This window comes from Roseibium sp. AWQ4_290, assembly GCF_056160985.1.
The window spans coordinates 1-23,423 of the sequence record NZ_JBSWYG010000036.1; the positions used below are offsets into that span (position 1 = coordinate 1).

Sequence of the window (23,423 nt, forward strand, 5' to 3'; positions counted from 1 at the left end):
ATCCGGACTGCTTCTGCGCGAAACTCCGCGCCGTGACGTGATGCCATGAACATTCTCCTTTGTGGCAAAATACCAAGTCAAAGGAGCGGTACAAATCCGGGACAGGTCCACTCTGGTCGCGCAATACGGCGAGCCCAGGGTTGTGGTGACCGACAAGCTGCGCAGCTACACCAGACCGGTTCAGGCCCTTGCTCCGTCTGCCGATCATCGCGCTCACAAGGGATTGAATAACAGGATTGAGAATTCCCACCGCCCGACACGGAAACGGGAGAAGATCATGGGCCGGTTCAAATCGCCCCGCCACGCTCAACGATTTTTGTCCGCCCACGATCAGATCAATGCGATCTTCAGACCGCGCCGCTACTAACTGTCCGCACTCTCATACCCGCACGCAAGAGCTGATGCGTACGGCCTGTGGCAGGACTACGCCGACGAAATGAACGCCTGAAATCCGTCTAAATCGGGGACACATGCTGACCATCTAAAATAAGTTGGCGATGCCGCGTTAGGCTACGACTTTCAAGCCTTTCAGTTCCGCCATTTTTCAGAAAGCGTCCAAAGCGCCTTGTTCAGTTTTACGTCTTGATCGATGCCTTTGACCGCTCGGGAGCTGGAGCGGCGAAGGCGTCCATCTTCATCGCGGAAACGTGCCTCCAATCCGCCCCGGATGGCGTTTTCCTGAACGACGTTAAAAGTGGTCCAGAGGTCGTTTCCCCGGTCGCCCGTGCGGCGGGCGTTCAAAAGCTGGCTCGGCTGAATGCGCGTCGTGGTTTCCCCTTCGCTGTCTCCGAAGCGGGCAATGTGCGCTGCCTCCGCAGACACCTGCTTTTCGTCGCGGTCAAGGATCAGACCGCTCCAATCGGCGGGCGCTGCGAGAGTCTTTTCAGCTTCCTTCATCACGCGGAACGTGCCGTCAATCACCTTGTGCCGTACGTCTCCGCTGTGGCGAACCTTCACACTTTCGAGGGTGGACGTCTGCGCGACAAGGGAATTAAGGCACCGGATGCGGAACAACCCGGCCATGATATCGAAGGCGGACGTGCCGTCATTTGCGTTTTTGAGCAGGATTTCGAAAACCGTATCACCAACGCTAAACTTTGCATCTTCGTCGAGACGGCGAAGCCGGATCAAGTGCTTGGTGAAGTCCTTCTTGCTGGCATCGCGGGTACGGCCTTGCTTCACACCAACCGGCATGAAACCTTCGTCCATCAAGGCACGCAGAACTTCGATGGTTGGAATCGGCTGGAACCGTTCGGAACGGCTCTCGTGGGCTGAGACTGCAAAGATCGATGGGGCACTCCGGCGCATTTCGTCTTCGCTGAGAGCGCGGGCGGAATCAAAACGTGCGGTGCGGGCATAGACTGAGTTCATTGGTTTGCTCCTGTTTCCTGAACTTGGTCGGTTTCATTTTCCGCGTCGCCGGAAACGGGGAGCATGGTCAAGATCCGGAAAAGGGGAGGGGGATCACCCGCGCGCACAAGGCGAAGCCGCGGAGCGTGGGTACACCCCTTTGCAGGCCGTGGAGCGGTTTAATCTTGACCAGGTGGGGGGCAGAGCCCCGACACAAGGATATGTCCGGCTGTGCCGGTCCTTATTAGAGAGCAGGGGTCGGTCCGGCCCGTCAGGGCTGGTCCGTTTCGATATCCAAAACACGCCAGTTTCGGTCAAGGTGGAACGGCAGAACTGCGGACCTTTCGGACTTTCGATCAAATGGAACAAACGGCCCGGAGCGGTCGTTCGTGCTTCGCGTAGCAGATGTCCGGAATGCGCTCCATTTCGGACGTTCGCTCCTTCAAGTCCTAATGATGAAAGAAGACTTTCAAAACGCTGGATGTAAATCACCGACATGTAGGACACACCTGCCGCAATAATCGTTGGCGTCAACGCCCGCTTTCCGCAAGTGTGTCAAAAAGTACATTGTACGAGACTAGCTCTTAGATTCAGGGAAAACGTCCGGTTGCGTACAGGGGCAAAACACCCTGTCCACAAATTACCTTGACAGTATTCTGGTCAGGCAAATAATTTGAACAGCCTTTTCGGACAGGATTGACCCTATGTCACGCACCTTCGCCTACGCCCGTGTGTCGACGACCGGACAGACGACGAAAAACCAGATTGAAGAAATCAGGACGGCCGGGTTTCACGTCGAAGACCACCGGATCGTGACCGAGACGATTTCCGGCAGTGTGCCGATAGCGCAGCGTCCGGAATTCTCTCGGCTGGTGGACCGTTTGGAACCCGGCGACATTCTCATCGTAACGAAGCTCGATCGCCTTGGCCGGGATGCCATAGACGTCAGTTCCACGGTCAAGGAGCTGGCTGAGATGGGTGTGCGGGTTTATTGCCTCGCGCTCGGCGGCGCCGACCTCACCAGCTCAGCTGGCATGATGACCATGAACGTGCTGAATGCTGTTGCGCAGTTCGAGCGGGATTTGCTCGTGGAACGGACGCAATCGGGCCTCAATCGCGCGAAATCTGAGGGGAAAGTTTTGGGCCGGCGCCCCAGCCTGACAGACAGTCAAAAGCAGGGTGTAAGATCTTCCCTGAATTCCGGCATGGGCATTTCCGCGGTCGCTCGGGCATTTGGTACCAGCCGCCAAACGATCATGCGCGTGCGAGACGGCGAGTGTGAAACATAGAAAATGAGCCTTGCATTGGCGAGATAAACAGCAAAACTAAAGTTAGTTGTATTCATCAAATCAATTGATCAGGGGTTACAGTGATTACCGAAAATCAGGAAATGAGGATTCGCTGTGCAAGGGAAGATGAGCTGGATCAGGCTGGACAAATTGCGGTCAACGCGTTTTCTCGCTTAAGAAATTTACTCACACCCGAAAACTGGCTCAAAATGGAGCATGGCATATATTTTACAACAGCGCAGGACACACTCGGTACGCTTCTTGTTGCAACAAAGTCAGGAAAAATTGTAGGTTCTGTACGCTACACTGCCCCAGGTCATGGCGGACACATCATCTATCCAAACGCCTATGCTTATGTGCGAGCATTGGCCGTGTCGCCCAACCACTTGAGATACGGCATCGGAAAAAAATTGAGCGAGGCCTGTATCGATGCAGCCCGAAAGGATCAAGCGAAAGCGTTGGGTCTTCACGTGGCTACAGCAAACAAGGCAGCGAGAGCTCTTTATGGGAAACTTGGCTTCCAATACCTTAAAGAAGCACCCGAATATTTCGGCATCCCATATAAAGTGTATCTATACAAATATTGAATCCAGAGCTGAACTTCTCTTTCCTGAGAGATGAGTTAATGTCAGTTCAAGTAGAGTTTCTTCATAGTTGAGCGGTTCAATTATTTTCTGGCATGGTTGCTCCTAGGATTCTGTGTCCTGTACATCCTTCCCCATATATATCAACTGGTGGCTCTTACGACTCGGATGCGGTCGAATGCAGATTTCTTTAAAGCCAGCCTTGCGGTAGAGGGCTATGTTGGCCGTCATTTTGGTGTTTGTGTGCAGCCTCAGTCTTTTTGCCCCCATCGCAAGCGCGACTTTTTCTGCGTATTCTAAAAGCGACTTACCAAGACCATTCCCTTGAAAATCTGGGGCAACTGCGATGCTCCAGACCATCATGAAATCAACATGTTCCTCAAGGACGAGCGCCCCAAGGGCCGTCTCATTATGTTCAGCCAACCAAACTAAGCCCTGTTTAATCCAAGACGTATAGTCTTCCGTTGCTGGTTGCGGTACCACTCCAATCAAAGCTTCATAGACAGGTATGTAGGCCGCCTTGCTAATTCTGGAGACTGTTCCCAAATCATGTAACGTGGCTAGGCGAAATGTCCATTTATTCACTGAATAACAAATAATTCCTTTTGCTTATAACAAGCTGTACCAATTGCTTAGAAGTTGTCAGTTCAGAGCCTCAATGGACATATGCAATGTTCCTCATTCGTTCAATCTTAGCGAAGGATTTTAAGCAAATCTTGTTCTGACCCCTTAATGTGAGTTTGGACGGCCTTGTCGCAAAGATTGGCGGATTAACCGTGTCTTGAGATTTGCCTGTTGAAAGGGCGCTCCAGTAATTGGAGTTCCGCGTCATGATCCTCAGTGCCATCGTTGAGAAACTGAAATGCCAATCGAAGGGTGACTTCAAAGGCAGACAGTTCGAGGCCTGGCTGATCATCCAGGCGGTGTCCTGGTACTTGCGTTATCCGCTGAGCTATCGGGACTTGGAAGAAATGTTCCTGGAACGCGGCTTTGAGGTGGACCACAGCACCATCAACAGGTGGCTTTTGGCGTATGCGCCGCTGATTGAAAAGCGGCTACGCCGGTTCCGAAAACCGCATTGCGGCTCGGTCCGCATCGATGAGACCTATGTGCGCATCAAGGGCCAATGGCGCTATCTATATCGTGCCATCGACAAGCATGGAAATCCGGTCGATTTCCTGCTCACGGCAAAGCGCGATCTGAATGCAGCCAAGCGGTTCTTTAGAAAAATGTTGAAGGATGCCCCGCTGCTGTCGCCGGGTAAAATCGGCACCGATGGTGCCGGCACTTTTCCTCCGGCTATCGGGGATGCGGTTGACGGCGGCCTGCTTCCTCCGGATCCGGTGCACTATGTGACCGAGCATTTGCAACAGGGTATCGAGAGTGATCATTTCAGGGTGAAGAAGAACATGCCGAAGGTCGGCGGATTCCGTTCGTTCAATTCAGCCAGAAAATCCATCGCCGGTTTTGAAGCCATGCTGTGGCTCAGGAAGGGCTTCGGCTTGACCGGTCAGTGGAGCGTCCGCGAACAGAACGATCTGCTTGCGATGATCTTCGGAATTGAAAAAGTTAACGACACCTAAAAATAGCTCCCAAAACGGGAGAAACCTGTCCGTCAGCGAAAGTTGCGACACGCCCAAGGGATCGGGCGGTGATTGCTTTGCGCCCGTACCGAGGTCCGATGCTGCGCTGGGGTCAGGCTAAACTGCTAACTGTAAAAGCAGAGACCATGTCGAGACGTGGGTCTAGAACAATTCCGGTACCCGGCAAGGGAGAGCTATTTTTCCAGTCATGCAGGCACACAGCACAGTTTTTCAAACACCTCCGGAAATGCACTGATTTGTGTAACCGGGATCGATATTGTGGCGGCTTTGCCTCCCTGTCTCAAAAAGGAGCTGCAGAATTCATCATACTTCTCTAAGTCGGCACTCCGGGATCTTAGCAAGCCATGCCAGGGTTTGAAGGATGGATCGTCTCCCAAGAAGGCATTGCCGGTCATGAGTTCGGTAAAACTGGCTGCATCGTCGATTGCCTCGACAGCAATGTCATGCCCGCCATGTATCAGCCGCGGAAACAGGACCAAGCTCAGAGGGGCCGATGGTATAAACTTCTTGTTGCCGGCGGTTGAGAACCACTCCATCGGATAAATGCGCTTGGTGGACTTGTCGAAACTGTTTGCAAGGCTGCGGCCCCAGGACTGGGTTTTGTAGGGCAGTTCCCCATTCTCATACCGGATGGCCTGTTTTTCCAGAACGGGATAATTAAGAAGAGTTCCCTCGCAGTAGCTGGAATAAGAAGGCCAGGAAAAAGCGTGGAACCCGTCCTGTCCACGGACGACTTGGATTCGGTCATTGGACAGAGGGCTGGCCCGGGAGTTTAGAACGAGTTCGGTCATCAGGGTTGTTTTCCCCGCGAGAACCTCACCGACGAAGGCCATGGCCCGCCCGTCCACGGTAACGCATGACGCGTGAAGAAACGGATCATGAGAGCGCCGCGCGATCGCAATGCCTCTGAGAGCATGAAACAGAGCCTCACCGGCTTCAATTGCGTTGATGGCAGGGCTGTAAGCAAATATCAGGTGATCATCATCGAGTTTTGTCGCTACGCCGCGCCTTTGCCAGACCAGCCAGCCAGAACCATTGTCATTCCGGAGGCCGTCTATGGTCCAATAATCATGTTTTGTGATGTGGATTGGAACATGGGCTGCCGATGCCGGGTCTGTCAGGAGGGTGTTGACCGGCTGTGCCCTTGCCGTGACCTGGAAGCTGGATGTTTTTTTCTGCAGGCCTTGCTGGCTCGCCGCGTAGGCCGACATGAAACTTTCAATGTATCGAAGGGGCTCAGGAGTATCGATGTCAATTTCAAATGCCGTATTCAATAGTACAATATGCACGGTACAATCTCCAAAATTCTCGCATAACGGGAATATTTGACATTTTCCCGTAAAAACTGTCTTCTGGCAATGTGTAATTGGCCCCCTACGAAAGTCGATTAATCGCATGAGTTACGAACAAGCCTTTTCAGGGTTGCAGACGGCGTATTCCAATGCCCGGCCACAGTATCCCGCAAGCGCCCTGGGGCACATAAAATCGACAATCGAGCGGTCTGAAATCGGCCCAGTGCCGAAATATATCCTGGATGTCGGTTGCGGCACCGGCATATTCACCCGGCAGTTGGCTAGCCTCTGGCCGGATACGGAGATTCTCGGCCTGGACGTCAATGAGGATATGCTTTCCGAAGCCCGGTCTGCTTCTGGCGGGAGCAAAATCGGTTACAGGGTTTCGCCTGCGGAAGAGCTTCCTGCGGGTGACCATAGCGTCAGTGCCATTTTTGCAGCCCAAGCCGTCCAGTGGTTTGACAGACCCCGATTCTACGTCGAATGCCGACGCACCTTGGTCGACAACGGCTGGATCTGCCTGATCGAAAATAACCGTTGCTGGCGTGACGATGCCATGCTCGACGCCTATGAGGGATTGCTGGAAAAATATTCACCAAATTACTCCCGGCACTACAGGAGCCATGATTATTTTAAGGAGTTGGAAGATGCCGGCTTCGCGCGGCAAATCCGGGTAAGTTTTCCATGGGTTCGGGAAATGGAGCCTGAGGCATTCGTCGAAATGACCCGGTCGTCGACAAAGATGCAAGCCGCGTTGAGAACCTATGGGGAGGAGGTCTCTTCTGCGGTCAATAACCTGGTGGCACAGCACCTGAGCTCGTCAGGACAGCTTGGTATTGTTTATGAAACCGTGGTGATTCTAGGAGTTTCGGCCCGGTAACTTACGTAGACCGATGTAAGTGAACATATGTTTAGACGTGCACGGCGTCTTGGCGGATGAGGTCCGTTGTGCTCCGGGGCGGGCAGCGGTCTAGGGATGGGATGGCTCCCACAACGATTTGGGGACGCTCCCTACGCCCGGCCGGTAAGGGTTCGAAAAGGATCTGCGGTGGATCACTGCACCGGGACGTACCACCACTCCTATTGCTTTTAATTGTAAAAAAATAATATACACTTTTTGGTTGATTCTTCTGGCAGTCACGCTAACCTGACGCAGCGATACTTTGTGTCTTGAGGTCGAAAATGCATGACTTGATTATTGAGGATACGACCCTGCGCGATGGCGAGCAGTCTCCGGGAGTAGCTCTCAACTTGGATAAGAAGCTTCAGATTTTCAATGCTCTGGTGGATGTAGGTGTCAAGTGGATCGAGGTTGGTATCCCTGCGATGGGGGGAGAGGAAATCCGGGCGCTTCAGGCAATGTTGGAGCAGAAGGGAGAGGTCAATATCATCGGCTGGAACCGTGGTGTTGAAGCGGACATCGATCAGAGCCTCAAGCTTGGTTTTACCGCATTGCATATCGGATTGCCGACGTCGGCGATCCATTTGCAAGACAGCATAGGCAAAGGTAAGGACTGGCTTATCGGGGCGGCTCGCGATTTGGTTGCGAAGGTCAAGGATGCAGGCGCTTTCCTATCGATCAGCGCGGAAGACGTAGGCCGGACAGAGCGGGCGTTCCTGCAGGATTATGCCGGTGCCGTGGCCGAAGCCGGAGCGGATCGCATCCGGCTGTCCGATACGATTGGTATTCTGGATTCCGAAAGTTATGCCGACAAGGTCCGGGCGGTTCTGGAAGCCGCCGATATCGATGTCCAGACACACTGCCACAATGACTTCGGTCTGGCAGTTGCGAACACGTTGGCGGGCCTAAGGGCCGGGGCTAGGTATTTCCACGTCTGTGTCAATGGAATGGGAGAACGGGCAGGTATGCCGGATCTTGCCGTCACGGCGATGGCCCTCAAGCATTTCGATAACGTTGACCTGGGCCTCAAGACACACCACTTCACCGAGCTGTCCAGGCTTGTTTCCCGTCTGACCAACGTGGAGGTCGAACCTCATCATCCGGTTGTCGGCCGGAATGTGTTCGCCCATGAATCGGGAATTCACACCAACGGCATGCTCAAGAATGCCAAGACCTTCGAGCCTTTCCCTCCCGAAGAGGTTGGTGGGACGCGTAGACTTCTCGTTGGCAAGCATTCCGGAAAAAATATGGTGAAGCAGTTTCTCGAGGAAGAAGGAATAGCTCCTGTTCAGGAACTTCTTCCCCCTTGCCTTGAACAGGTCCGCCAAGAGTCAATTGATCTCGGCCGTGATTTGACACATGGCGAGGTGAAATCGATTTACCACAAGCTTGCTGAGGCGGTTCCAGCCGCGTAGCCGCAAGGGTTCAACATGGCATTGTTCAATGATTTTGTCGGCAAGGCCTCGGGACGCGAGGCGCTTGCGCACGGCGAATTTGTCGAGGTGGCAGTCGACAAAATATACCTTCAAGACGGTAATACGCCGACAATTGCGAAATTGTTCCGCGAACACGGGATCGAGCGCGTCTTCGATCCCGCAGCGGTGGGCGTGTTCTTCGATCACTCGACAATGGCGCCCTCGATCCAGATATCCGACAAACTCAAGGCGGCCCACAATTTCTGCCGCCAGTTTGACCTGCCTCGGTTTTCTCAGGGCACCGGTATTAGTCATGTGCGAGCCTATGAGGAAGGCTTTTACGTGCCGGGTAAACTGGTGCTTGGATCCGACTCCCACACCTGCACTGGCGGCGCGTTGCAGTGCTTGTCGCTGGGTATGGGAGCAACCGACATTGCCGCAGCCATGATAACGGGAACGACCTGGTTGAGGATTGTTGAAACGGTCCAGATCAAGATCGCGAACGTTCCGGATCAGATGGCCCGGACCAAGGACGTTATTCTCTACATCTTGGGCAGACATGGACAGGAACCATTCCTTTACAGGTCTATTGAGTGGATCGGAAACTGGCCTGAGCAATTAACGCTGGATCAAGCGTTTACAGTTGCCAGCATGTCAGTGGAATTCGGCGCTAAGGCTTCTTTTCTCACGAAGTCGAAGGCATTCGATTGTCCTGGAATGAAGGTGATCGAGCAAGACGATGCGCACTCCCTGTTTGACGTGGACATCTCCGGCTTGCCACCGATGATCGCCTGCCCGCACGATCCAACGAACGTGAGGCCTGTGGATGAACTCGGGCAGCAAGAGATTGATTATGTCTTCATCGGGAGTTGCACGAACAGCCGCCTGGAGGACATCGCGGAAGTCGCGGGAGTTTTGAAGGGGCAACGGGTCCACAAGGACGTTTACTGCTTGCTTGCTCCCGGGTCGCAGCACATTTACGCGCAAGCAACCCGTGCCGGTTACATCGAGACCCTGATTGAGGCAGGTGTGGTGATCTCGCCGCCCGGATGTGCCGCCTGTGTTGGTACCCAAGGCCATATTCCTGCTTCCGGCGACCGGGTTCTTAGTACGATGAACCGTAATTTCCTGGGCCGGATGGGAAACCCGAAGAGCGAGATCTATCTAGGGTCGCCGATTGTAGCCGCTCACACGGCACTTCGGGGTTACATCCCGAAATCCAGGGAGCTTTGCTGATCATGATGCAGTTGCGTTTGAGGCAAATAAAGGGTGTCGTATCAACGGACGATATTCTGCCGGCCCGGTACAAGCACATGTATACCGAGCCGGAAGAGTTTGCCGAACATGTGTTCGAAAATATGATGCCAGGCTTTGCTGGCAGCCTTGGCGAGGATGAGTGCCTGTTCTCAGACAGCATTTTCGGGATAGGCAGTTCCCGCGAGCAGGCGGTCACTGGTTTGAAAGCCGCCGGTGTGAAGGCAGTTTTGGCGCCTGGCTTCGGACGTATTTTTTTCAGAAACGCCTGGAACAATGGCCTCATGGCTATCGCGGCAAATACAGACGGCCTGAGCAATGGTGAGTCTATTGAGATCGACATAGGACGAAATCGGCTGTCGTCCGGGGAACGCGAAATTCCCTTCGATCCGATACCGGCATTTTTCCTTCAACTTGTCCGCGCAGGTGGCCTGCTGGCCTATGCCAAGCAAAATGTCCGGCAAAAAAAAATATGAGAACACCATCAGGAGAGACAGCTGTGCCAATGGTTGCAAACAAGCTGCAAGAAACCCTTCGGCGAGGTGGAAGTGCGCGTATCATCGAAGCGCATTCTGGCCTCTGCGCCAAAATTATCGAAAGTACCATTCGCCAGGACGGTTCGCGGTTCGATGGTATTTGGGTGTCCAGCCTGACAAGTTCAGGTGTTTGTGGTCTGCCGGATATCGAGGTCAACCTTATCGAACGTCGGCTGGATCTTATCAGCGATATAATTTTTGCCACTGATTTGCCGGTAGTCGTTGACGCCGATACTGGGGGAGAGCCCGCACAATTTGCCTATTTGTGCGCGAAGCTTGCGACTATCGGCGTTGCGGCCGTGATTATTGAGGATAAACGGTTCCCTAAGCGAAACAGCTTCATGGGTACAGAATATTCCTCGATTGAGGATCTCGACTATTATTGCGAGAAAATCTTCACCGCCAAGAGCAGACTAAGGGGGGGCGGACCGATGATTTTCGCCCGCCTCGAAGGTTTGATCGCCGGTCAGTCAATGGATACTGTTTTCCAGCGCGCCGAAGCCTACACCGGCGCCGGCGCGGACGGTTTGATGATCCATTCCAAGGCTAAAACGCCAGATGAGATTCTGACCTTTTTAGATCGCTATCCGGCCTTTTGCCAGCAGATTGGTCATCGGCCTCCCCTCGTCGTGGTGCCAACGACCTATTCGCAGATTACGGCAGGAGAGCTGTTTGAACGGGGTGCGAACGTCGTTATCTATGCAAATCATTTGTTACGGGCTTCGATGCGGGCCATCCGGAACACCTGCGAGGAAATTCTGAAAGCTGATAAAAGCCAAACGGTTGAAGCGCACATCGCGTCGGTTGCCGAGATCTTCGAGATTACGGGCTACGAGGAAATGGTGTCCAAATAGATTTCACCAGCAACGGCGTTTACGATCATGATTATTGGAGCTTACATTTCATACGGTACAGGCCATCATCCGGCTGCATGGCGAATGCCCGAGGTAAAGGCGAACAGCGCAGTCTGTTTTAATATGTACAAGGAATTGGCGCGGATTGCCGAAGACGCCAAGCTCGATTTCGTGTTTCTGGCGGATGCACCTTCTGTTTTGAAAGATGATACGCAAGGGCGATCGGCGCGTGTGGTGCAGTTCGAACCCGTCACGTTGCTGTCGGCTCTTGCAGCTTGCACCAAGGATCTCGGCCTGATCGGTACAGCTTCGACCACATACAAGTTGCCCTATAATCTGGCTCGCGAATTCGCTTCGCTGGATCTCATCAGTGGAGGCCGGGCTGGTTGGAACTTGGTGACGACCTCTCGTGTTCAAGCTGCGGCCAATTTCGGGTTTGCCGAACATCCGTCTCATCAGGAACGGTATGAACGGGCGGAGGAGTTTCTGGAAGTCGTACTGAAACTATGGTCGAGCTGGCCAGAACGAGGTTTTCTTCGCGATAAGGAGAGCGGTCAATTTTCCGATCCGGCAACCGGACAACCGATCCATCATATAGGCAAACATTTTTCTGTTGCCGGGCCGCTGGATGTGCCGCAATCCAGCCAAGGACATCCGGTACTGGTCCAGGCGGGCGCATCGGAGGCGGGACAGGAATTGGCGGCGCGCCATGCTGAGCTGGTATTCTCCGCCGCGCAAAATTTCGGGCGGGCCCAGGCGTTCTACCGGAGGCTGAAAGGGCGTCTCATGCAGCACGGTCGCCAGGCGAGCGATCTCAGGATCTTGCCGGGTTTGAGTATCTATGCCGGGCGATCCATGGTGGAGGCGGAGGAGCGTTTGCGGGCACTGCAGGCCAAGCTCCACCCGGAGTTTGGCCTGTCCATGCTGTCGGATCTGGTTGGCGGCTTTGATTTGAGTGTTTTTGACCCGGATGACCGGTTGCCGGTTCTGCCCCCGACCAACCAGAACTCTACCAAGAGGAAAATTGTCGAATATCTGGCCTATGACAAGGGGCTGTCGATCCGGCAAATTTATGAACACATGGCTGTAGCGCGGGGACATTGTACCTTGATCGGCAGCTACGAGGATGTTGCCATGGAAATGATACGCTGGGTGGAGCGCGAAGCCGCAGATGGCTTTAATCTCATGCCTCCGATCATGAAAAGTGACCTGAAGGAATTCTCAAAACATATTTTACCAATACTGCAAGACAAGAGATATTTTCAGAGGGACTATGCGCCCGGCCCGCTACGCGAAAAACTTGCAAATAAAGAACTCTCTAAAGTTGTAGAGTGTATTTAATTAGTGACAAAGTTGTATTTGAGCGCTATGGTGAGGTTGCAAATTTTCACATGCCAAATGGCTTGGAAGATTTGCATTTCACCTAAAAAATTGATTGGAGATTTAGATGGAAAAGAAAGCGCCGACCCGTGAGAGCTACGTCGCTCATAAGGATGTCGTTGTCAAAAAGCTCGAACTCCTGACCACCCGTCTCGCGGAATTGCAGGCCCAGGTGCGTGTCGCGATGGCAGAAGTCGTCGCGTAAGTAATCACGTACATTGATTAGCCAGCGGTTCGGTTTGAAGTCTTGGATTGCCAGAGTATCGGAATATTGCCGGTGCAGTTGATTGTCTTGCCCTTGCTACAGCAACGGAAAGAAGAAATCCGGATTAAACTCGAACTGGATCGCTGGCGATTGGTATACCGATAGGTAAAGCCTTTTTTTGATTGGCGTGGAGTGAAAAAATCCAAGCCGTTCTGCAACCGCCATATAGGGAATTGCTTCCTGTGCTCCATGAAGCTGCTTCCAGTACGAACGCCCATGAAAATCCATCTAACGATCTGGAGGAATATGTTGGCGGATTCGGCGTGGAGCTATCCCAAATTCTCGATGAAATCCCAAAGCGGTTTCATCAAGATACCGCCGTCTATCTAACCGGATCCCTTGTTGAGGGGTTTGGGAACGAAAGCTCAGATCTCGACGTCATTATCGCTACCGATCAATCCTTGGAGAATATCCCTTTCACTGTGAAAAAGGATATTATGGTCATAAAGATGATCTTCACTCCAAAGAGGAGAATTGATCTTGAGTATATTGATATTTCGACAATATTAAATCCGGTAAAGGAAATTGGTGAGCTTGATATTCCTGTAGATTTTGTTGCCGAGCGGATCGACGAGCGGCAGGAATTGATGATTCATCGTCTTGTTACGAGCCGGCCGATTTTCAATAACGCCGCTTACCGCGAACTGTATGGCTGCGTTTCCCGGGATCTGTTCCGCAGGTACATGGTCAAGCGGTGCTTTCATAAGATCGATGGTGCTGCGCTGGACTTGGAAGGTTTCCTGAACAAAAAACAGGTCAATGACGCGATACTCCGGCTGTTCGACATCATTGATCTGACAGTCGATGCCTTTCGTTTCAGTCAAGGTATGACAAACCCCTTACCCAAGTGGCGCTTGCGAAGCCTTGTATGTCTGGGAACCTCCGAAGCGAAGGAACTGCATGATTTTTATGTAGAGCACCGGCTGAAACGGATTTTGGTGGATCTGGAGGATCTTGTGAGCTTGAAAGCTTATTGCCGGAATATTCTTTACTGGTCCGACAAGCTGCTGAGAAATGTCTATGCCTAAGATCTATCGCAAAATTCCGGCAGTTTTTCGAAAGTTGCCCGATCCCAAGGGTACCATTGCCATGATCCATAATGGACGTAATAAGATCGAGATTGACGAAAGGCTCGAGGCGTTCTGGTTTGAAATCGATAACCTCAAGGATTACGAGCAACTCTACCTTCGATTTCTGGAAATTAGTGGATTTCAGGCAGACGAAGGTTCTAGAGACGTCTTCGAGCAGATCGTCCAGCATTTCCTGGACGCAGATTTTATAGAAGTGATAAAAGATAACGAAGAAAATATTCAGCTCCACTGAAGGTAGTTATTTTTGAATAGTAGATAGTTTGTGTTAAAATTATTTAGTATAGAATAAGATATCTTGTAAAAATTGCTATGTGCTGCAATTTTTATGATTTCCAACACATTATTATTTGACTGACCCCGCCGGGACTTAAGCAAGTGCTTGGACGTATGTTCGTTCGGACTGTCGGGGTTCTCAGCACCGCCGGACGATGGGCAGATTGGTAACGCCGCTCCAAGTGTGGCCCGAAAGAAACCCGCCACTGAGCTAAAAGGGGCGGGTTTCATCTGATTGGGTTCCTTCGCGGAAAACGGCCCCGTTAGCGGCTTGAATTCAGCTAAACAAAGCCGCGTTTGTTTCGAAGAAATCTCCGGACACGGAACCGACAACGACGATCTTGACCGGTCCTCCGCCTGAGGCAATCCTTAGCTCGCCGGTATCGGGATGAGGATCGGCGAACTCCGCAACCTCGTAGAGCGCGTGACCTTCTTCCACTGGCAGCTCCCCTCGGATCTCGACCTTGGGTGTACCTTGGTCCGGCCAACCGCCATTGCCGAAGAACAGTTCAACGGTACAGAGCGAATTCCATTGTGCTGGAATTTCCAGATTGACCCAGCCGGTCTTGAAGTCGAAGTCCGTGGTGCCTTGCGGATCCGATTCATTCGACTTGACTAGTGCCTGACCGTTCAGGGGGGTGCCGGAACTGACCTTGTAGTGAGTTCCTTTGGGTATGTTGAAGAAGCGTACCGAAAGGTCCAGCGTCGCGCCGGAATCCCCCTGATTATAGCGGGCATTCATGATCTGTTCGGGTTTGTTGCCCCGTATCATCTGCACGTTGCGCTGCGCTATATTAGCGTTGTTGGAAAGAACGCTTGCCAGGCTCTCGATATTGCTGACGCCTGCCACTGGGTTGCCATGACCGGGCGTTTCGGCAATCGCGATCATGCAATAGTGATCCGAGACATCTGGCGGGATCCATCGGAATGGATCGGTCGACGCGCCGATAGCTCCTGCTCCGATAGTAAAGGGCGGCCGCTGATTATTTGTGGACGTAGCGAGGATGTTTTCTTCCCAGAGATAGGGATAAAGCAGGATATTCGGTTCAGCAAAATAGAGAGTCCAGTTCCCCGAAAGCTCCCCTTCGGTAAAATTCTTGCCGCGAACGTAGAGATAGTTCGGCCGCCCGATGTTTAGCGCGTTAGGGTAATAGGTATCGTAATTAGCCGGATCCGTCAGAAAGGACGGGTCGGTATAGGGCTCAGAATTAGGTGCAATCAGAATGTCAGGCGAGTTAGAGGACGAGGAGCGAGGTACTGTACCCGTTTCGCCCGTGTTTGCCCGCACGACAATGCCCGGCCATGTTTCATCAGCCATGATAATCTCCTCCAGATCTTTCAGCCCAGGTCCAGCCGCAGTTTTTCCAACGTGGTCTTCTGAACCGGGCCGCCGCCGCTGCCCTTGATGGACGACAGCGTTATGGTGATGATGCTGTCGGCGGTCAGGTCCTGGGGGTTTTTGATCCAGAGTTCGGTTGTGAGCACCGTATCGCCAGCCATTGCATTCCTGTCCGAGACCCCGAAATTATCGGCCCCGGATACGTTCCGGCGGCTGACGTTGAGCTTTCCCGTACTTGAAGAAATAGCCAATTCGCTGCCTTCGGGCATACCTGCCCAGCGTAGATCCAGATCCAGCTCCGCAAGCAGGCTGTCCTGTGTATAAAACGCACCGATGGTAATTGTTGCCGGGTCGTCCACTTCGACGTTGCCAGCCAAGGACACAACGTTGAACGTCAGGTCGTTTTCGGTTTCTTCATTGATTTCAAAGCCGGTTGAGCCCGTCAGCGTCGTGCCGCCCGATATTGTTCCGACAGACGTCTGTAAAGTTGAGGATAGTCCCGAATAAAACCCGGTTAGGGTCAAAGTTGTTACAACATCACTCATCTTCAATCTTCTCCCGTTGAAAAGTTCTGCATTAGCCGAGGGCGTAGGTCTCGGCTTCGTATTTCGAAATCATGTAGTCCAGCAGATCGATCCGTAGCTCCGCGAGCTCAATGAACTCCGTTGAGCCATAAATCTGCGCCGCGGCAAAGAAATCGGTCCACCAGGGAATAATGTCCTTCAGCAGGCCCGGGGTGGCACCGCTGCCCAGCACCTGGTCGATCGCTTCGCCGATTTCGACCGGAGTGGGATTAGGTCTTGTCAGGAGCTTGCCCATTATCCCGACAAGCCAGTAATTCGACGGCAAGTTGGCCGGCGGTACGATATTCGGCGCGGCTGTGTCGTCGCGCACCGGCTGGAATGGCGCCGGGATCCGGCTGACATAGGTCGTGCGATAAAGTATCCGCCAAGGCTGGGTCGGGTCCGTCAATGCTTCACGCATGGCACTGGCTGCCGCGCTTGTGGAGTTGTTGAGCCAGTTTTGGTCGACGACCTGGTTGAGTGCTGTAAAGTTCTCGTCTGAAGGTGCCAGCATGAAGGCCATGTACCGGTAACCGTCGACCTTGCCCGGCGCGGGGCTCGTCTCATAGCCTAAAAACACCAGCTCGCCACTTTCATCGGTGCGCATTTTCGGTGCCGGCAAGAAGTCCGTCGGGGCAATGCTGCAGGCAAGTGAAAAGCCGTTTGATGACGCCTCGGCTTTGCTTGCGCTCATCGTGAACGAACCGCCAAACATCGCATCGGTCTCGATATAGTAGCCGCCGAATGGAGTGCCGATGTCGGCCTTGATTTCGCCGCCAAGTGCGAATTTCAGATCACTCGCGCCTGTGTGTTTCTCGGTATAGGAATTTGCGACGCTTTGTTCTTCGCGTCTTAGACCGCCGGCGGCCGTCCAGACATAGGTGTTCACCAACGAACGCAAATTGACCTTTGCGGAAAAATCATAAGCCGGGTTTTCCTTAAGCTTGTTCTTGACCGAACCGAGCGAGCCCAGGAGACTAAAACGGGCGGTATCGAACTGGTCGAGATACGCTTTGAGCTGTTCTTCCTGCTTTTCGATCTTGCGCTTCATATTGTAGGCTTCGACCGGCTTGAAGTAGCTGCCGCGTTCATTGTTGGCCCCCGGGTAGTCTGGATCGTTGACCAGTCCGACCTTGCCGTCCAGGGTGCCGTTTTTCACGTATTTTGGGTTGATGGGGAAATCGATGATGTTTGTATCGACCGGGATCGTGTCGTTCGGTACCAGCGTGTAGCCGACCGGAGTTTGCGTGCCTTTCAACGCTTGCATATAGAGATCCGCAACCGCGGATTTGACGATTGCCACTCCGATGTTATTTTGGATGTAGCGTCGCCCGACCGTTGGGTTCAGAATATTGTCTGCAGGCTCCCAGTCTCCGGCTGGCGCCAATGAGGAGCTCAGCGTCTGCGTATAGGTATGCGACTGGGTGACATCGTCGCTGGAGCCTATGCCGCCCGAAAGCGAGAATTTAGCGCCGAGCTTGAAGGTGTTTTTCAGAAGTTTTGTTTCGGCTTCGGCACCAATCCCCACCGAGGTTGAGGTCTCACTTTGCTGATAGAACCCGCCCTTGATGTTGAAATCGGAAATGAACTTGGCCGAACTGCTGGCGCTGAAGGTCCACGTCTTTGATTCACTTTCGACATAGGTGACGGTTGAAATACCGGCATAACGAATTGCCGGCCCCCCCATGTCACCCGACCAATAGGCAAGCGTCTGGTTCTCGCTCGGCAAGGGCGGTCCGCCCTCGATATATCCAATGATTGATGGTTTGGTTTGCACCTGTCCGACGAAGATCGTATCGAGATCGCCGACCTTGTAGCCGAGCTGCAGCACCGTATTGTCGGCGATGGTCTGGTAGAAATACCCCCGGAGCATGACCGAGAAGATCCTGTCGTAGGCATCTTTTTGCGTGCTGCCGTATTCAATAACACTCGGCGCGCCCGTTATCTGTGCGACCGCATAGGCGGGAACCCCGCCAAGTGCATTGACTACCGTGTCGGCCTCGTTCTGTATCGGTGCGGCATCCGCCGTCCAGCCAGGAACCGCCGAGGTGGGTGAGACGCGGCCATTATTGCCTCGGCCGGTGGCATCATAGATAACGGTCCCAGAACCGGCTTCGATTTTCCAATAGCCGACCAGTCCTTCTTCGCTGCCGACGTAAGGCGTGTTTTTGGCTTCAGCGATCTGCTGGCCGGTAAGCCGAACATCGAAGAGCCGGATATCGTCGAGTTGTCCCTTGAACGGCAATTTGACGCTGCTGCCATCCATTGTCGCGCCAAAGGTGAACTGCGTACTGCCATAATCTCCAACATCCGTGGACAGCTTGCGCTGTGGCAAGGAAGCGCCGCCGTCGACATAGATTTTGGCCTGCGCCACATCCTGCCAGACCGTCCAAAGCTGGTTGGAGGTCAAAACCAAGTCGTTGTTCTTGGTCTCATCCCTGGCAATTTTGCCTTCCTGGTCGGCAAAGTCCCACCCGGCCACAAGCCCGTCCATGTTCGCGGGGTAGCCATGGAACAGGTAAACTCTCTCTATCTCGGCCGCATTGAGTGTCCGGCTCCATATGCGCGCATGAGAGAGCAGACCATTGTAGTTGAAGGTCTCATTTCCGGAAATGCCCAGGTAGAACGAACTGGTTTCGCTGACCACAGACACTGGCTGTGTCAGATCCTCGACATTCGCCTCCTTGACGAGCTGCCCATTCACATAAAGTGAAGAACGGACAAAGTATTTGGTGTTGACCATGGAACTCGACCCGGTGGTGTCGGAAATCGATCCGGTCGTGAAATTGACTACCATATGATTGGTCTTGCCGAGCTCAAGGCTGCCGGCGATTGAATGACTATAGGGCGTCGGCGGCTGCTGGTAATCGCCGCTTTGCTTTTCCATTTGTACTTGAAGGTTGATCTGCCCAAGCGTGTCGAGAGAGAGAGAATAGCTGCCCGGTTTTTCAAAGATGACCTGTTTCGCGTTCGCGGTTTGCGGCACGATCCAGACTTCAAGTGCCATATCGGAGCCTGGGTTGAAGGCGTCACCGTCCGAGACGGATCCGTATGCCGCATTGCTCAGATTGACGCCCCATCCCTGCTGGGACGACAGTGCCACGTGCGTCCAGTCTTTGATGATCCGGTTAGACAACAAGATAAAGTCGTTGCGTCCGGCGTAGGGCACGTCGAAGGCGCCCTTTTCATCCCACGGCGTACTCGCGGGGTTGATGATCGTGGCATTGAATTCCGGGCCGGTGTCAGCGGAATTCATTACAGTGGTGCCTGTGCCCTCCGCCAGGTTCCAGCGTATCCCGAGTTGGGCGTCGTTGTCGGGGAAACCATAAAGATAGGAGCCGGTCGCTTCCTTGTCACTCAAGGCTCGTTGCCAGAAAGCAATGCCATTGAGCTTCGCGGGCACAGTCTTGTTAATGTCGGATCCGGCCATCAGTGTGCCGAGCTTTTCAGTAAAACTGTTGTCGGTTTCGGCGCTGACCGGATCATTGCCATCCAGGAAGAGCTTTAGTGTGATTTTGTTGTCGCCGCTCTTCGCAACGGTGATCGTTAGGCAGGTCCAGCTAGAGGCAGACAATGCCTGTTCCGAAGTGACGACGGCTTTGCCAGTGCGCAGATTGGCTTCGGCAAATCCCATTTGGTTGACAGACAATGTCAGATATTCAACCCCGCCGGTCACCGTAAAGACCGACAGAACCGTGCCACTGCTGTTGTCGTCGTCCAGTTTCACATAAGCCTGAACCGTCAGCTCAGGCGGCTGAAAATTCAATGACTTTTGAAAGTAGGTCGCGGCTGCGGTGTGAAGCGCCGGTCCTTGCTGGCTGCCGATCATGTATTGGATCGGAAGAGTGGGATCGCTGAGATTACCGGTCACGTTATAGGTGAGCGTGCGCGTGAGCTGTCCTGCATTCGACGCATCGGGTTTGAGCCACCCCTCGATGGTCAAATCCTTGCCCAACGCCAGGCTTTCGGCAGGCATAAAGGTTTTGTCGACGTCGAAGGAGACAGTACCAGAATTGTTGAGGTTGGTTTTCAGGCTGAAATTTGATGTCACGCGCATCCAGCCGCCATTGACGCCGAGAACCATGATAGGTGCTTTGCCACCGGCATAGCTGGCCGTATCCGAAAGCCGCCCAACGCCGCCATTGGTAGGCGGGTCCGCAATCATGCAGCCGAAAAGCCTCGACCCGCGTATCTGCGTCGTATCGCTGTCAACGGTAAAGCTAGCACTTTGGAACGGCTGCGCGGCAGTTTCGACGATGGGTTGGATCGAGGCAGTGTCGTAATTCGGCCCCTGATAGATCACCCGCAACAATCCTGCATACGCGAGTGCGTTCGCCGTTTCTGCGGTCTTTGTGTTCATGACCGCGCCGCTTAACCCGTTTGTGAGTGCAAAGAGGTTATTCGCAATCGTGTCGAGATACCCTTGCGGATAGACGAATTGCCCGTCCTCTCCGTTAATCACCTTTGCGAATTGAATCTGATCGCGCGGGACTTCCTCTAGCTTAGTGCCCGCAATCGTGACTGTGCAGTAGGAGCTTGAGGGGCCCGGCTCGATGACCAGCGAAAAGTCGTTGAGTGCGTCGCGGACAAAGTAGATCACATACGCCTGAGCTTCATCAGAACGATTCAACGTCACCTCGGAGGCATAGGCTCTGGTTCCCGGAGTTGTAACGCTACTGTAGTCATAGGCCGTCGAGCGTCCGGTCAGAACATCTGTCAGGCCCTGAGCCGACGCAGGCACTGCAGGCCAATCATGCGCGATGTTTCCGTCAGACCAGTTTGCCGGCTGAGCGGACTTAAGCGACAGATCTATTTCGTCAGGTTTTTCCGCCTGGGTTACAGTTACCGTATTGAGGCCGAGCGTCAGTTCCGGCACTGAGGTAAACAGGAAATAGCTGTCATTGGCGGCTGTAGGTGCCAAGACAAGTGGAAGCTTGCCGGTGTAGTCGAAAAATGGCTCCGAGCCATCCAGAATGCCCTTGTCGTCCGGACTGCCCGAAGCCGCTCCGTTCCAGGTTCTGACGAACTGGTCGATATTACGCGGTAGACCTGTCCATGTTTCGGTACCTATTCCGTTGGTTGTGCTGATGGTAACGTCGCACAGCAGCGTCGAAACGGCCGATGGCCGTACGGTAATTTCGGTTGGGTTGAGTGAAGTGCCGACCCGGTGTGCAACAAAGCTCAATATGCCGCTTTGCGCATTGGTGGGGGAGGCCATGACCGTCGCGTTGACATGTACCCAGTCCTCAGCCCGATGCTGATAGAACATGTTGACGGCTTCCGGGGTGATCGCGGAAAGTACCGAACCAATAGTTGCGCTGCCGCCACTGCCGGTGCTCCAGTCGGTGTGCCAGTGTGTGGAAAAAGTCGCGCGTGCCGACAATTTGGAGAATTGCGCTACTGACAGATCGGTTTCCGTCCCGCGGTAGTAAAGATGCAGTAGCCCATCTGACCCGTTGATGAGACAGGTTGCCGACTGCGGTACGATGAAATCGGCGAGGCCCACATAGTAGCTGAGGCCATCGCTGCTGACATAGAATTTGCCATTGGTATTGGCGGTCACCGGCGCCGAGGAGGGCTCCGCTTTCGGTCCGAAAACCTGCACGGTAACGCCGGATGCAGCGGTGTTGGGCGTGATTGCGGGCTGGCTGCTGTAGTCCACCGTGTCACACGGAAGATCGAGGACATCGGTCCCGCCGACCGATACTTTGACCTGGTTCAGGGCACCTTCAAAACCGCCGGTTGGAGCACCTATCAGGCTGATGGGTGTGCCGGATGGTTCCGCGGTTACCTTGACGCTAGTCAACGGGACAACATTTCCGTTCAGCTTGACCGCAAAGGGATTGTCGCCGGCCCCTCCGTAGATGACATCAACTGCGGCCCAGTTTCCGGGAAACAGGATTTGCTGCATTGTCCGGCAGCTGACGGCGGCACTGCCATCTCCGAAACCGATCTCCAGCTTGCCGCCGTCGACGATACGCACATAAGGCGCAGCGGTCTTGGAGTCTGCTGCTGGATCGCCGCCGATGACCTGCAGACCGTCGGACAGCTGCTTCAGCGAGACCATGAACGAAATCTCATACGCGCCCTTGATTGCGAGCGGGTTGGGGGTGCTTGCCGCGACCAGATCGAGATAGGAGGCCGTTGCAAAATAGAGATCGAATTCGGCCGGCGAAATTGCTTCAGCCACGACCGCTCCGGAAAAGCTGGCAACCGTCCCGGCTGGCCCGACCGCACTATCGATTGTAGTAGTCTCGATCTTATCTGCGTTCTGGACCACGATCGTCACCATGGCCCGCACTGCGCGTTTTACACCGATGCTCGTGCCATCAGGCTGAACGACATTTTCATGTTTGGTATAGATGGCGGCTCGCGGCGGTGATTGAACCGGTAAGTCGGCCCCGGCAGCATCTGCGCGCAACGTGAAAACTGAATCAGGTTCGATTTCATTCAGCTGCGTGATGGTCTTTCCGGCATAGTCCAGAAGGCCGTTTTCGCTGGGCGGAAAATTGAACATGGCCAAGCTGGTGCCGTCCGGCTTCAGTGTCATAAACTGCCAGGCCATCAATTCCCGTCCGCTGACTGGAAGGAAAAAAACCTCGAAATTGCCATCGCTGACGCCGTCCACCATCGACAGTTCCAAAGCAGGCTCCAGAAAAGGCTGGCCCTGGGCATCGACAAATCCCTGGCTGTCGGAATTGTCAGCTGGCATGTCTTCCTTGCCGGAACGGGTAAAGCGGACTTCCCAGGCAGGGTTGAGACTGTAGGTTGTCGTCTTCTGATCAGAACCGGATTGCGATTTCAGCAAGCGGAAACGGTTGACGTAAAGCGTGCCTAATTCCGACTGCTGCACGACAACCACAAAGCTTTGGTCCGTGATGACGCGGAAAGGATCGCGGGAGGGGCGCATCGTCTTCAGGTCGCCCGCAACCGTTATGAGGCTCATGCCGGCCTGCCGGACCTGATCCGGGAATTGCAGTTTGCTGAAACCGGTCCATTCGAGTTCCGGTTCGTCCACGCTCGTGTCCTGACCGAGCACGTTGAAATAGATGTCCGGGCTGTTACTCCCGGCCACCCTTCCGAATACGATTACAGTGCCTTGGAAATTAATGGAAACCAGCTGGTCAAATTGGTGCATGAAACCGGACTCACTCGCAATGGTTTAATTTCCTCACGATATCACACGCACTGGTTTTGTCTATCATTAGACACAACCAAAATTGCATCCGCTTTAGCGGACTTGTGGCCTGCATCTGGGTCGAAGTGCTTCTCCAAAGGGCTGGCCATTCCAAGGGGCTCCGCCCCCGCTCAGGTCAAGGATGAACCGCTGGCGCGGCCGGGAAAGCGGCTTCCCCACGCTCCGCGGCTCACGCCTTGTGCGCGCGGGGACACCCCGCAGAAGGCCGCGCAGCGGTTTATCCTTGATCTGCCGG

18 protein-coding genes and 1 pseudogene are annotated in these 23,423 nt (G+C 53.8%); 13 read left to right on the plus strand and 6 right to left on the minus strand.

Annotation, left to right across the window (positions count from 1 at the left end; genetic code table 11):
• Window positions 1–127: 127 nt before the first annotated feature.
• Window positions 128–448 (plus strand): annotated as a pseudogene (locus tag ACXAH0_RS24330) (DDE-type integrase/transposase/recombinase); the annotation flags it as partial.
• Between the two features lie 80 nt (window positions 449–528).
• Here the strand turns inward: ACXAH0_RS24330 and ACXAH0_RS24335 are convergent.
• Window positions 529–1,371 carry a DUF932 domain-containing protein gene (locus ACXAH0_RS24335; RefSeq protein WP_475195743.1) on the minus strand — a complete coding sequence of 281 codons (843 nt, stop codon included), beginning with the start codon at window positions 1,369–1,371 and terminating at the stop codon, window positions 529–531.
• Between the two features lie 683 nt (window positions 1,372–2,054).
• Here ACXAH0_RS24335 and ACXAH0_RS24340 point away from each other — a divergent pair.
• Together ACXAH0_RS24340 and ACXAH0_RS24345 are read left to right on the plus strand one after the other, a co-directional pair.
• The gene (locus tag ACXAH0_RS24340) at window positions 2,055–2,639 is read left to right on the plus strand and encodes a recombinase family protein (protein ID WP_475195745.1); all 585 of its coding nucleotides are present in this window, start codon (window positions 2,055–2,057) and stop codon (window positions 2,637–2,639) included.
• A gap of 80 nt (window positions 2,640–2,719) precedes the next feature.
• Window positions 2,720–3,226 (plus strand): GNAT family N-acetyltransferase, encoded by a 507-nt coding sequence (locus ACXAH0_RS24345; RefSeq protein WP_475195748.1) that lies wholly within the window; start codon window positions 2,720–2,722, stop codon window positions 3,224–3,226.
• A gap of 102 nt (window positions 3,227–3,328) precedes the next feature.
• Here the strand turns inward: ACXAH0_RS24345 and ACXAH0_RS24350 are convergent, their stop codons facing one another.
• Window positions 3,329–3,808, minus strand: a complete 480-nt coding sequence (locus ACXAH0_RS24350) for a GNAT family N-acetyltransferase (protein WP_475195751.1) — start codon at window positions 3,806–3,808, stop codon at window positions 3,329–3,331.
• A gap of 245 nt (window positions 3,809–4,053) precedes the next feature.
• Between ACXAH0_RS24350 and ACXAH0_RS24355 the strand changes: the two genes are divergently transcribed.
• Window positions 4,054–4,806: an IS6 family transposase gene (locus ACXAH0_RS24355; RefSeq protein ID WP_475195753.1), complete on the plus strand. Its 753-nt coding sequence runs from the start codon at window positions 4,054–4,056 to the stop codon at window positions 4,804–4,806.
• A gap of 206 nt (window positions 4,807–5,012) precedes the next feature.
• On the opposite strand, the gene ACXAH0_RS24360 is transcribed toward ACXAH0_RS24355, so the two are convergent.
• Window positions 5,013–6,116 (minus strand): hypothetical protein, encoded by a 1,104-nt coding sequence (locus ACXAH0_RS24360; protein WP_475195755.1) that lies wholly within the window; start codon window positions 6,114–6,116, stop codon window positions 5,013–5,015.
• Window positions 6,117–6,222: 106 nt separating this feature from the next.
• On the opposite strand from ACXAH0_RS24360, the gene ACXAH0_RS24365 reads away from it, so the two are divergent.
• The 9 genes from ACXAH0_RS24365 to ACXAH0_RS24405 all read left to right on the plus strand — a co-directional run bounded on the left by ACXAH0_RS24365 (window position 6,223) and on the right by ACXAH0_RS24405 (window position 14,047).
• Window positions 6,223–6,999, plus strand: coding sequence for a class I SAM-dependent methyltransferase (locus ACXAH0_RS24365; RefSeq protein ID WP_475195756.1), 777 nt, complete (start codon window positions 6,223–6,225; stop codon window positions 6,997–6,999).
• 302 nt (window positions 7,000–7,301) lie between these two features.
• Window positions 7,302–8,435: a LeuA family protein gene (locus ACXAH0_RS24370; protein ID WP_475195758.1), complete on the plus strand. Its 1,134-nt coding sequence runs from the start codon at window positions 7,302–7,304 to the stop codon at window positions 8,433–8,435.
• Between the two features lie 15 nt (window positions 8,436–8,450).
• Window positions 8,451–9,671 carry an aconitase/3-isopropylmalate dehydratase large subunit family protein gene (locus ACXAH0_RS24375; protein WP_475195760.1) on the plus strand — a complete coding sequence of 407 codons (1,221 nt, stop codon included), beginning with the start codon at window positions 8,451–8,453 and terminating at the stop codon, window positions 9,669–9,671.
• Window positions 9,672–9,673: 2 nt separating this feature from the next.
• Window positions 9,674–10,165 carry a LeuD/DmdB family oxidoreductase small subunit gene (locus ACXAH0_RS24380; protein WP_475195762.1) on the plus strand — a complete coding sequence of 164 codons (492 nt, stop codon included), beginning with the start codon at window positions 9,674–9,676 and terminating at the stop codon, window positions 10,163–10,165.
• Window positions 10,166–10,194: 29 nt separating this feature from the next.
• Window positions 10,195–11,079: an isocitrate lyase/phosphoenolpyruvate mutase family protein gene (locus tag ACXAH0_RS24385; protein WP_475195765.1), complete on the plus strand. Its 885-nt coding sequence runs from the start codon at window positions 10,195–10,197 to the stop codon at window positions 11,077–11,079.
• Between the two features lie 27 nt (window positions 11,080–11,106).
• Window positions 11,107–12,420 carry an LLM class flavin-dependent oxidoreductase gene (locus tag ACXAH0_RS24390; RefSeq protein ID WP_475195767.1) on the plus strand — a complete coding sequence of 438 codons (1,314 nt, stop codon included), beginning with the start codon at window positions 11,107–11,109 and terminating at the stop codon, window positions 12,418–12,420.
• A 106-nt stretch (window positions 12,421–12,526) separates the two neighbouring features.
• On the plus strand, window positions 12,527–12,664 hold the full coding sequence (locus tag ACXAH0_RS24395) for a hypothetical protein (protein ID WP_475195769.1): 138 nt from the start codon (window positions 12,527–12,529) through the stop codon (window positions 12,662–12,664).
• Between the two features lie 242 nt (window positions 12,665–12,906).
• Complete coding sequence (locus ACXAH0_RS24400) at window positions 12,907–13,752, plus strand: nucleotidyltransferase domain-containing protein (protein WP_475195771.1); 846 nt, start codon at window positions 12,907–12,909, stop codon at window positions 13,750–13,752.
• On the plus strand, window positions 13,745–14,047 hold the full coding sequence (locus ACXAH0_RS24405) for a hypothetical protein (RefSeq protein ID WP_475195773.1): 303 nt from the start codon (window positions 13,745–13,747) through the stop codon (window positions 14,045–14,047). Before ACXAH0_RS24400 ends, ACXAH0_RS24405 begins: the two co-directional genes overlap by 8 nt.
• A gap of 318 nt (window positions 14,048–14,365) precedes the next feature.
• On the opposite strand, the gene ACXAH0_RS24410 is transcribed toward ACXAH0_RS24405, so the two are convergent.
• The 3 genes from ACXAH0_RS24410 to ACXAH0_RS24420 are packed head-to-tail and all read right to left on the minus strand — an operon-like array spanning window position 14,366 to window position 23,128.
• The gene (locus ACXAH0_RS24410; RefSeq protein ID WP_475195775.1) at window positions 14,366–15,406 is read right to left on the minus strand and encodes a hypothetical protein; all 1,041 of its coding nucleotides are present in this window, start codon (window positions 15,404–15,406) and stop codon (window positions 14,366–14,368) included.
• A 20-nt stretch (window positions 15,407–15,426) separates the two neighbouring features.
• Entirely contained in the window at window positions 15,427–15,978 is a 552-nt protein-coding gene (locus ACXAH0_RS24415; protein WP_475195777.1) for a hypothetical protein, read from the minus strand.
• A 25-nt stretch (window positions 15,979–16,003) separates the two neighbouring features.
• Window positions 16,004–23,128, minus strand: coding sequence for a LamG-like jellyroll fold domain-containing protein (locus tag ACXAH0_RS24420; RefSeq protein ID WP_475195779.1), 7,125 nt, complete (start codon window positions 23,126–23,128; stop codon window positions 16,004–16,006).
• Between the last annotated feature and the right edge of the window lie 295 nt (window positions 23,129–23,423).

Excerpts from the sequence above, each read along its gene's own strand:
- ACXAH0_RS24420 (WP_475195779.1), bottom strand. The coding sequence starts at position 23,128 with ATGCACCAATTTGACCAGCTGGTTTCCATTAATTTCCAAGGCACTGTA.
- ACXAH0_RS24385 (WP_475195765.1), top strand. The coding sequence starts at position 10,195 with ATGGTTGCAAACAAGCTGCAAGAAACCCTTCGGCGAGGTGGAAGTGCG.
- ACXAH0_RS24395 (WP_475195769.1), top strand. The coding sequence starts at position 12,527 with ATGGAAAAGAAAGCGCCGACCCGTGAGAGCTACGTCGCTCATAAGGAT.
- ACXAH0_RS24370 (WP_475195758.1), top strand. The coding sequence starts at position 7,302 with ATGCATGACTTGATTATTGAGGATACGACCCTGCGCGATGGCGAGCAG.
- ACXAH0_RS24380 (WP_475195762.1), top strand. The coding sequence starts at position 9,674 with ATGATGCAGTTGCGTTTGAGGCAAATAAAGGGTGTCGTATCAACGGAC.
- ACXAH0_RS24390 (WP_475195767.1), top strand. The coding sequence starts at position 11,107 with ATGATTATTGGAGCTTACATTTCATACGGTACAGGCCATCATCCGGCT.
- ACXAH0_RS24365 (WP_475195756.1), top strand. The coding sequence starts at position 6,223 with ATGAGTTACGAACAAGCCTTTTCAGGGTTGCAGACGGCGTATTCCAAT.
- ACXAH0_RS24375 (WP_475195760.1), top strand. The coding sequence starts at position 8,451 with ATGGCATTGTTCAATGATTTTGTCGGCAAGGCCTCGGGACGCGAGGCG.
- ACXAH0_RS24410 (WP_475195775.1), bottom strand. The coding sequence starts at position 15,406 with ATGGCTGATGAAACATGGCCGGGCATTGTCGTGCGGGCAAACACGGGC.
- ACXAH0_RS24340 (WP_475195745.1), top strand. The coding sequence starts at position 2,055 with ATGTCACGCACCTTCGCCTACGCCCGTGTGTCGACGACCGGACAGACG.
- ACXAH0_RS24405 (WP_475195773.1), top strand. The coding sequence starts at position 13,745 with ATGCCTAAGATCTATCGCAAAATTCCGGCAGTTTTTCGAAAGTTGCCC.
- ACXAH0_RS24335 (WP_475195743.1), bottom strand. The coding sequence starts at position 1,371 with ATGAACTCAGTCTATGCCCGCACCGCACGTTTTGATTCCGCCCGCGCT.
- ACXAH0_RS24355 (WP_475195753.1), top strand. The coding sequence starts at position 4,054 with ATGATCCTCAGTGCCATCGTTGAGAAACTGAAATGCCAATCGAAGGGT.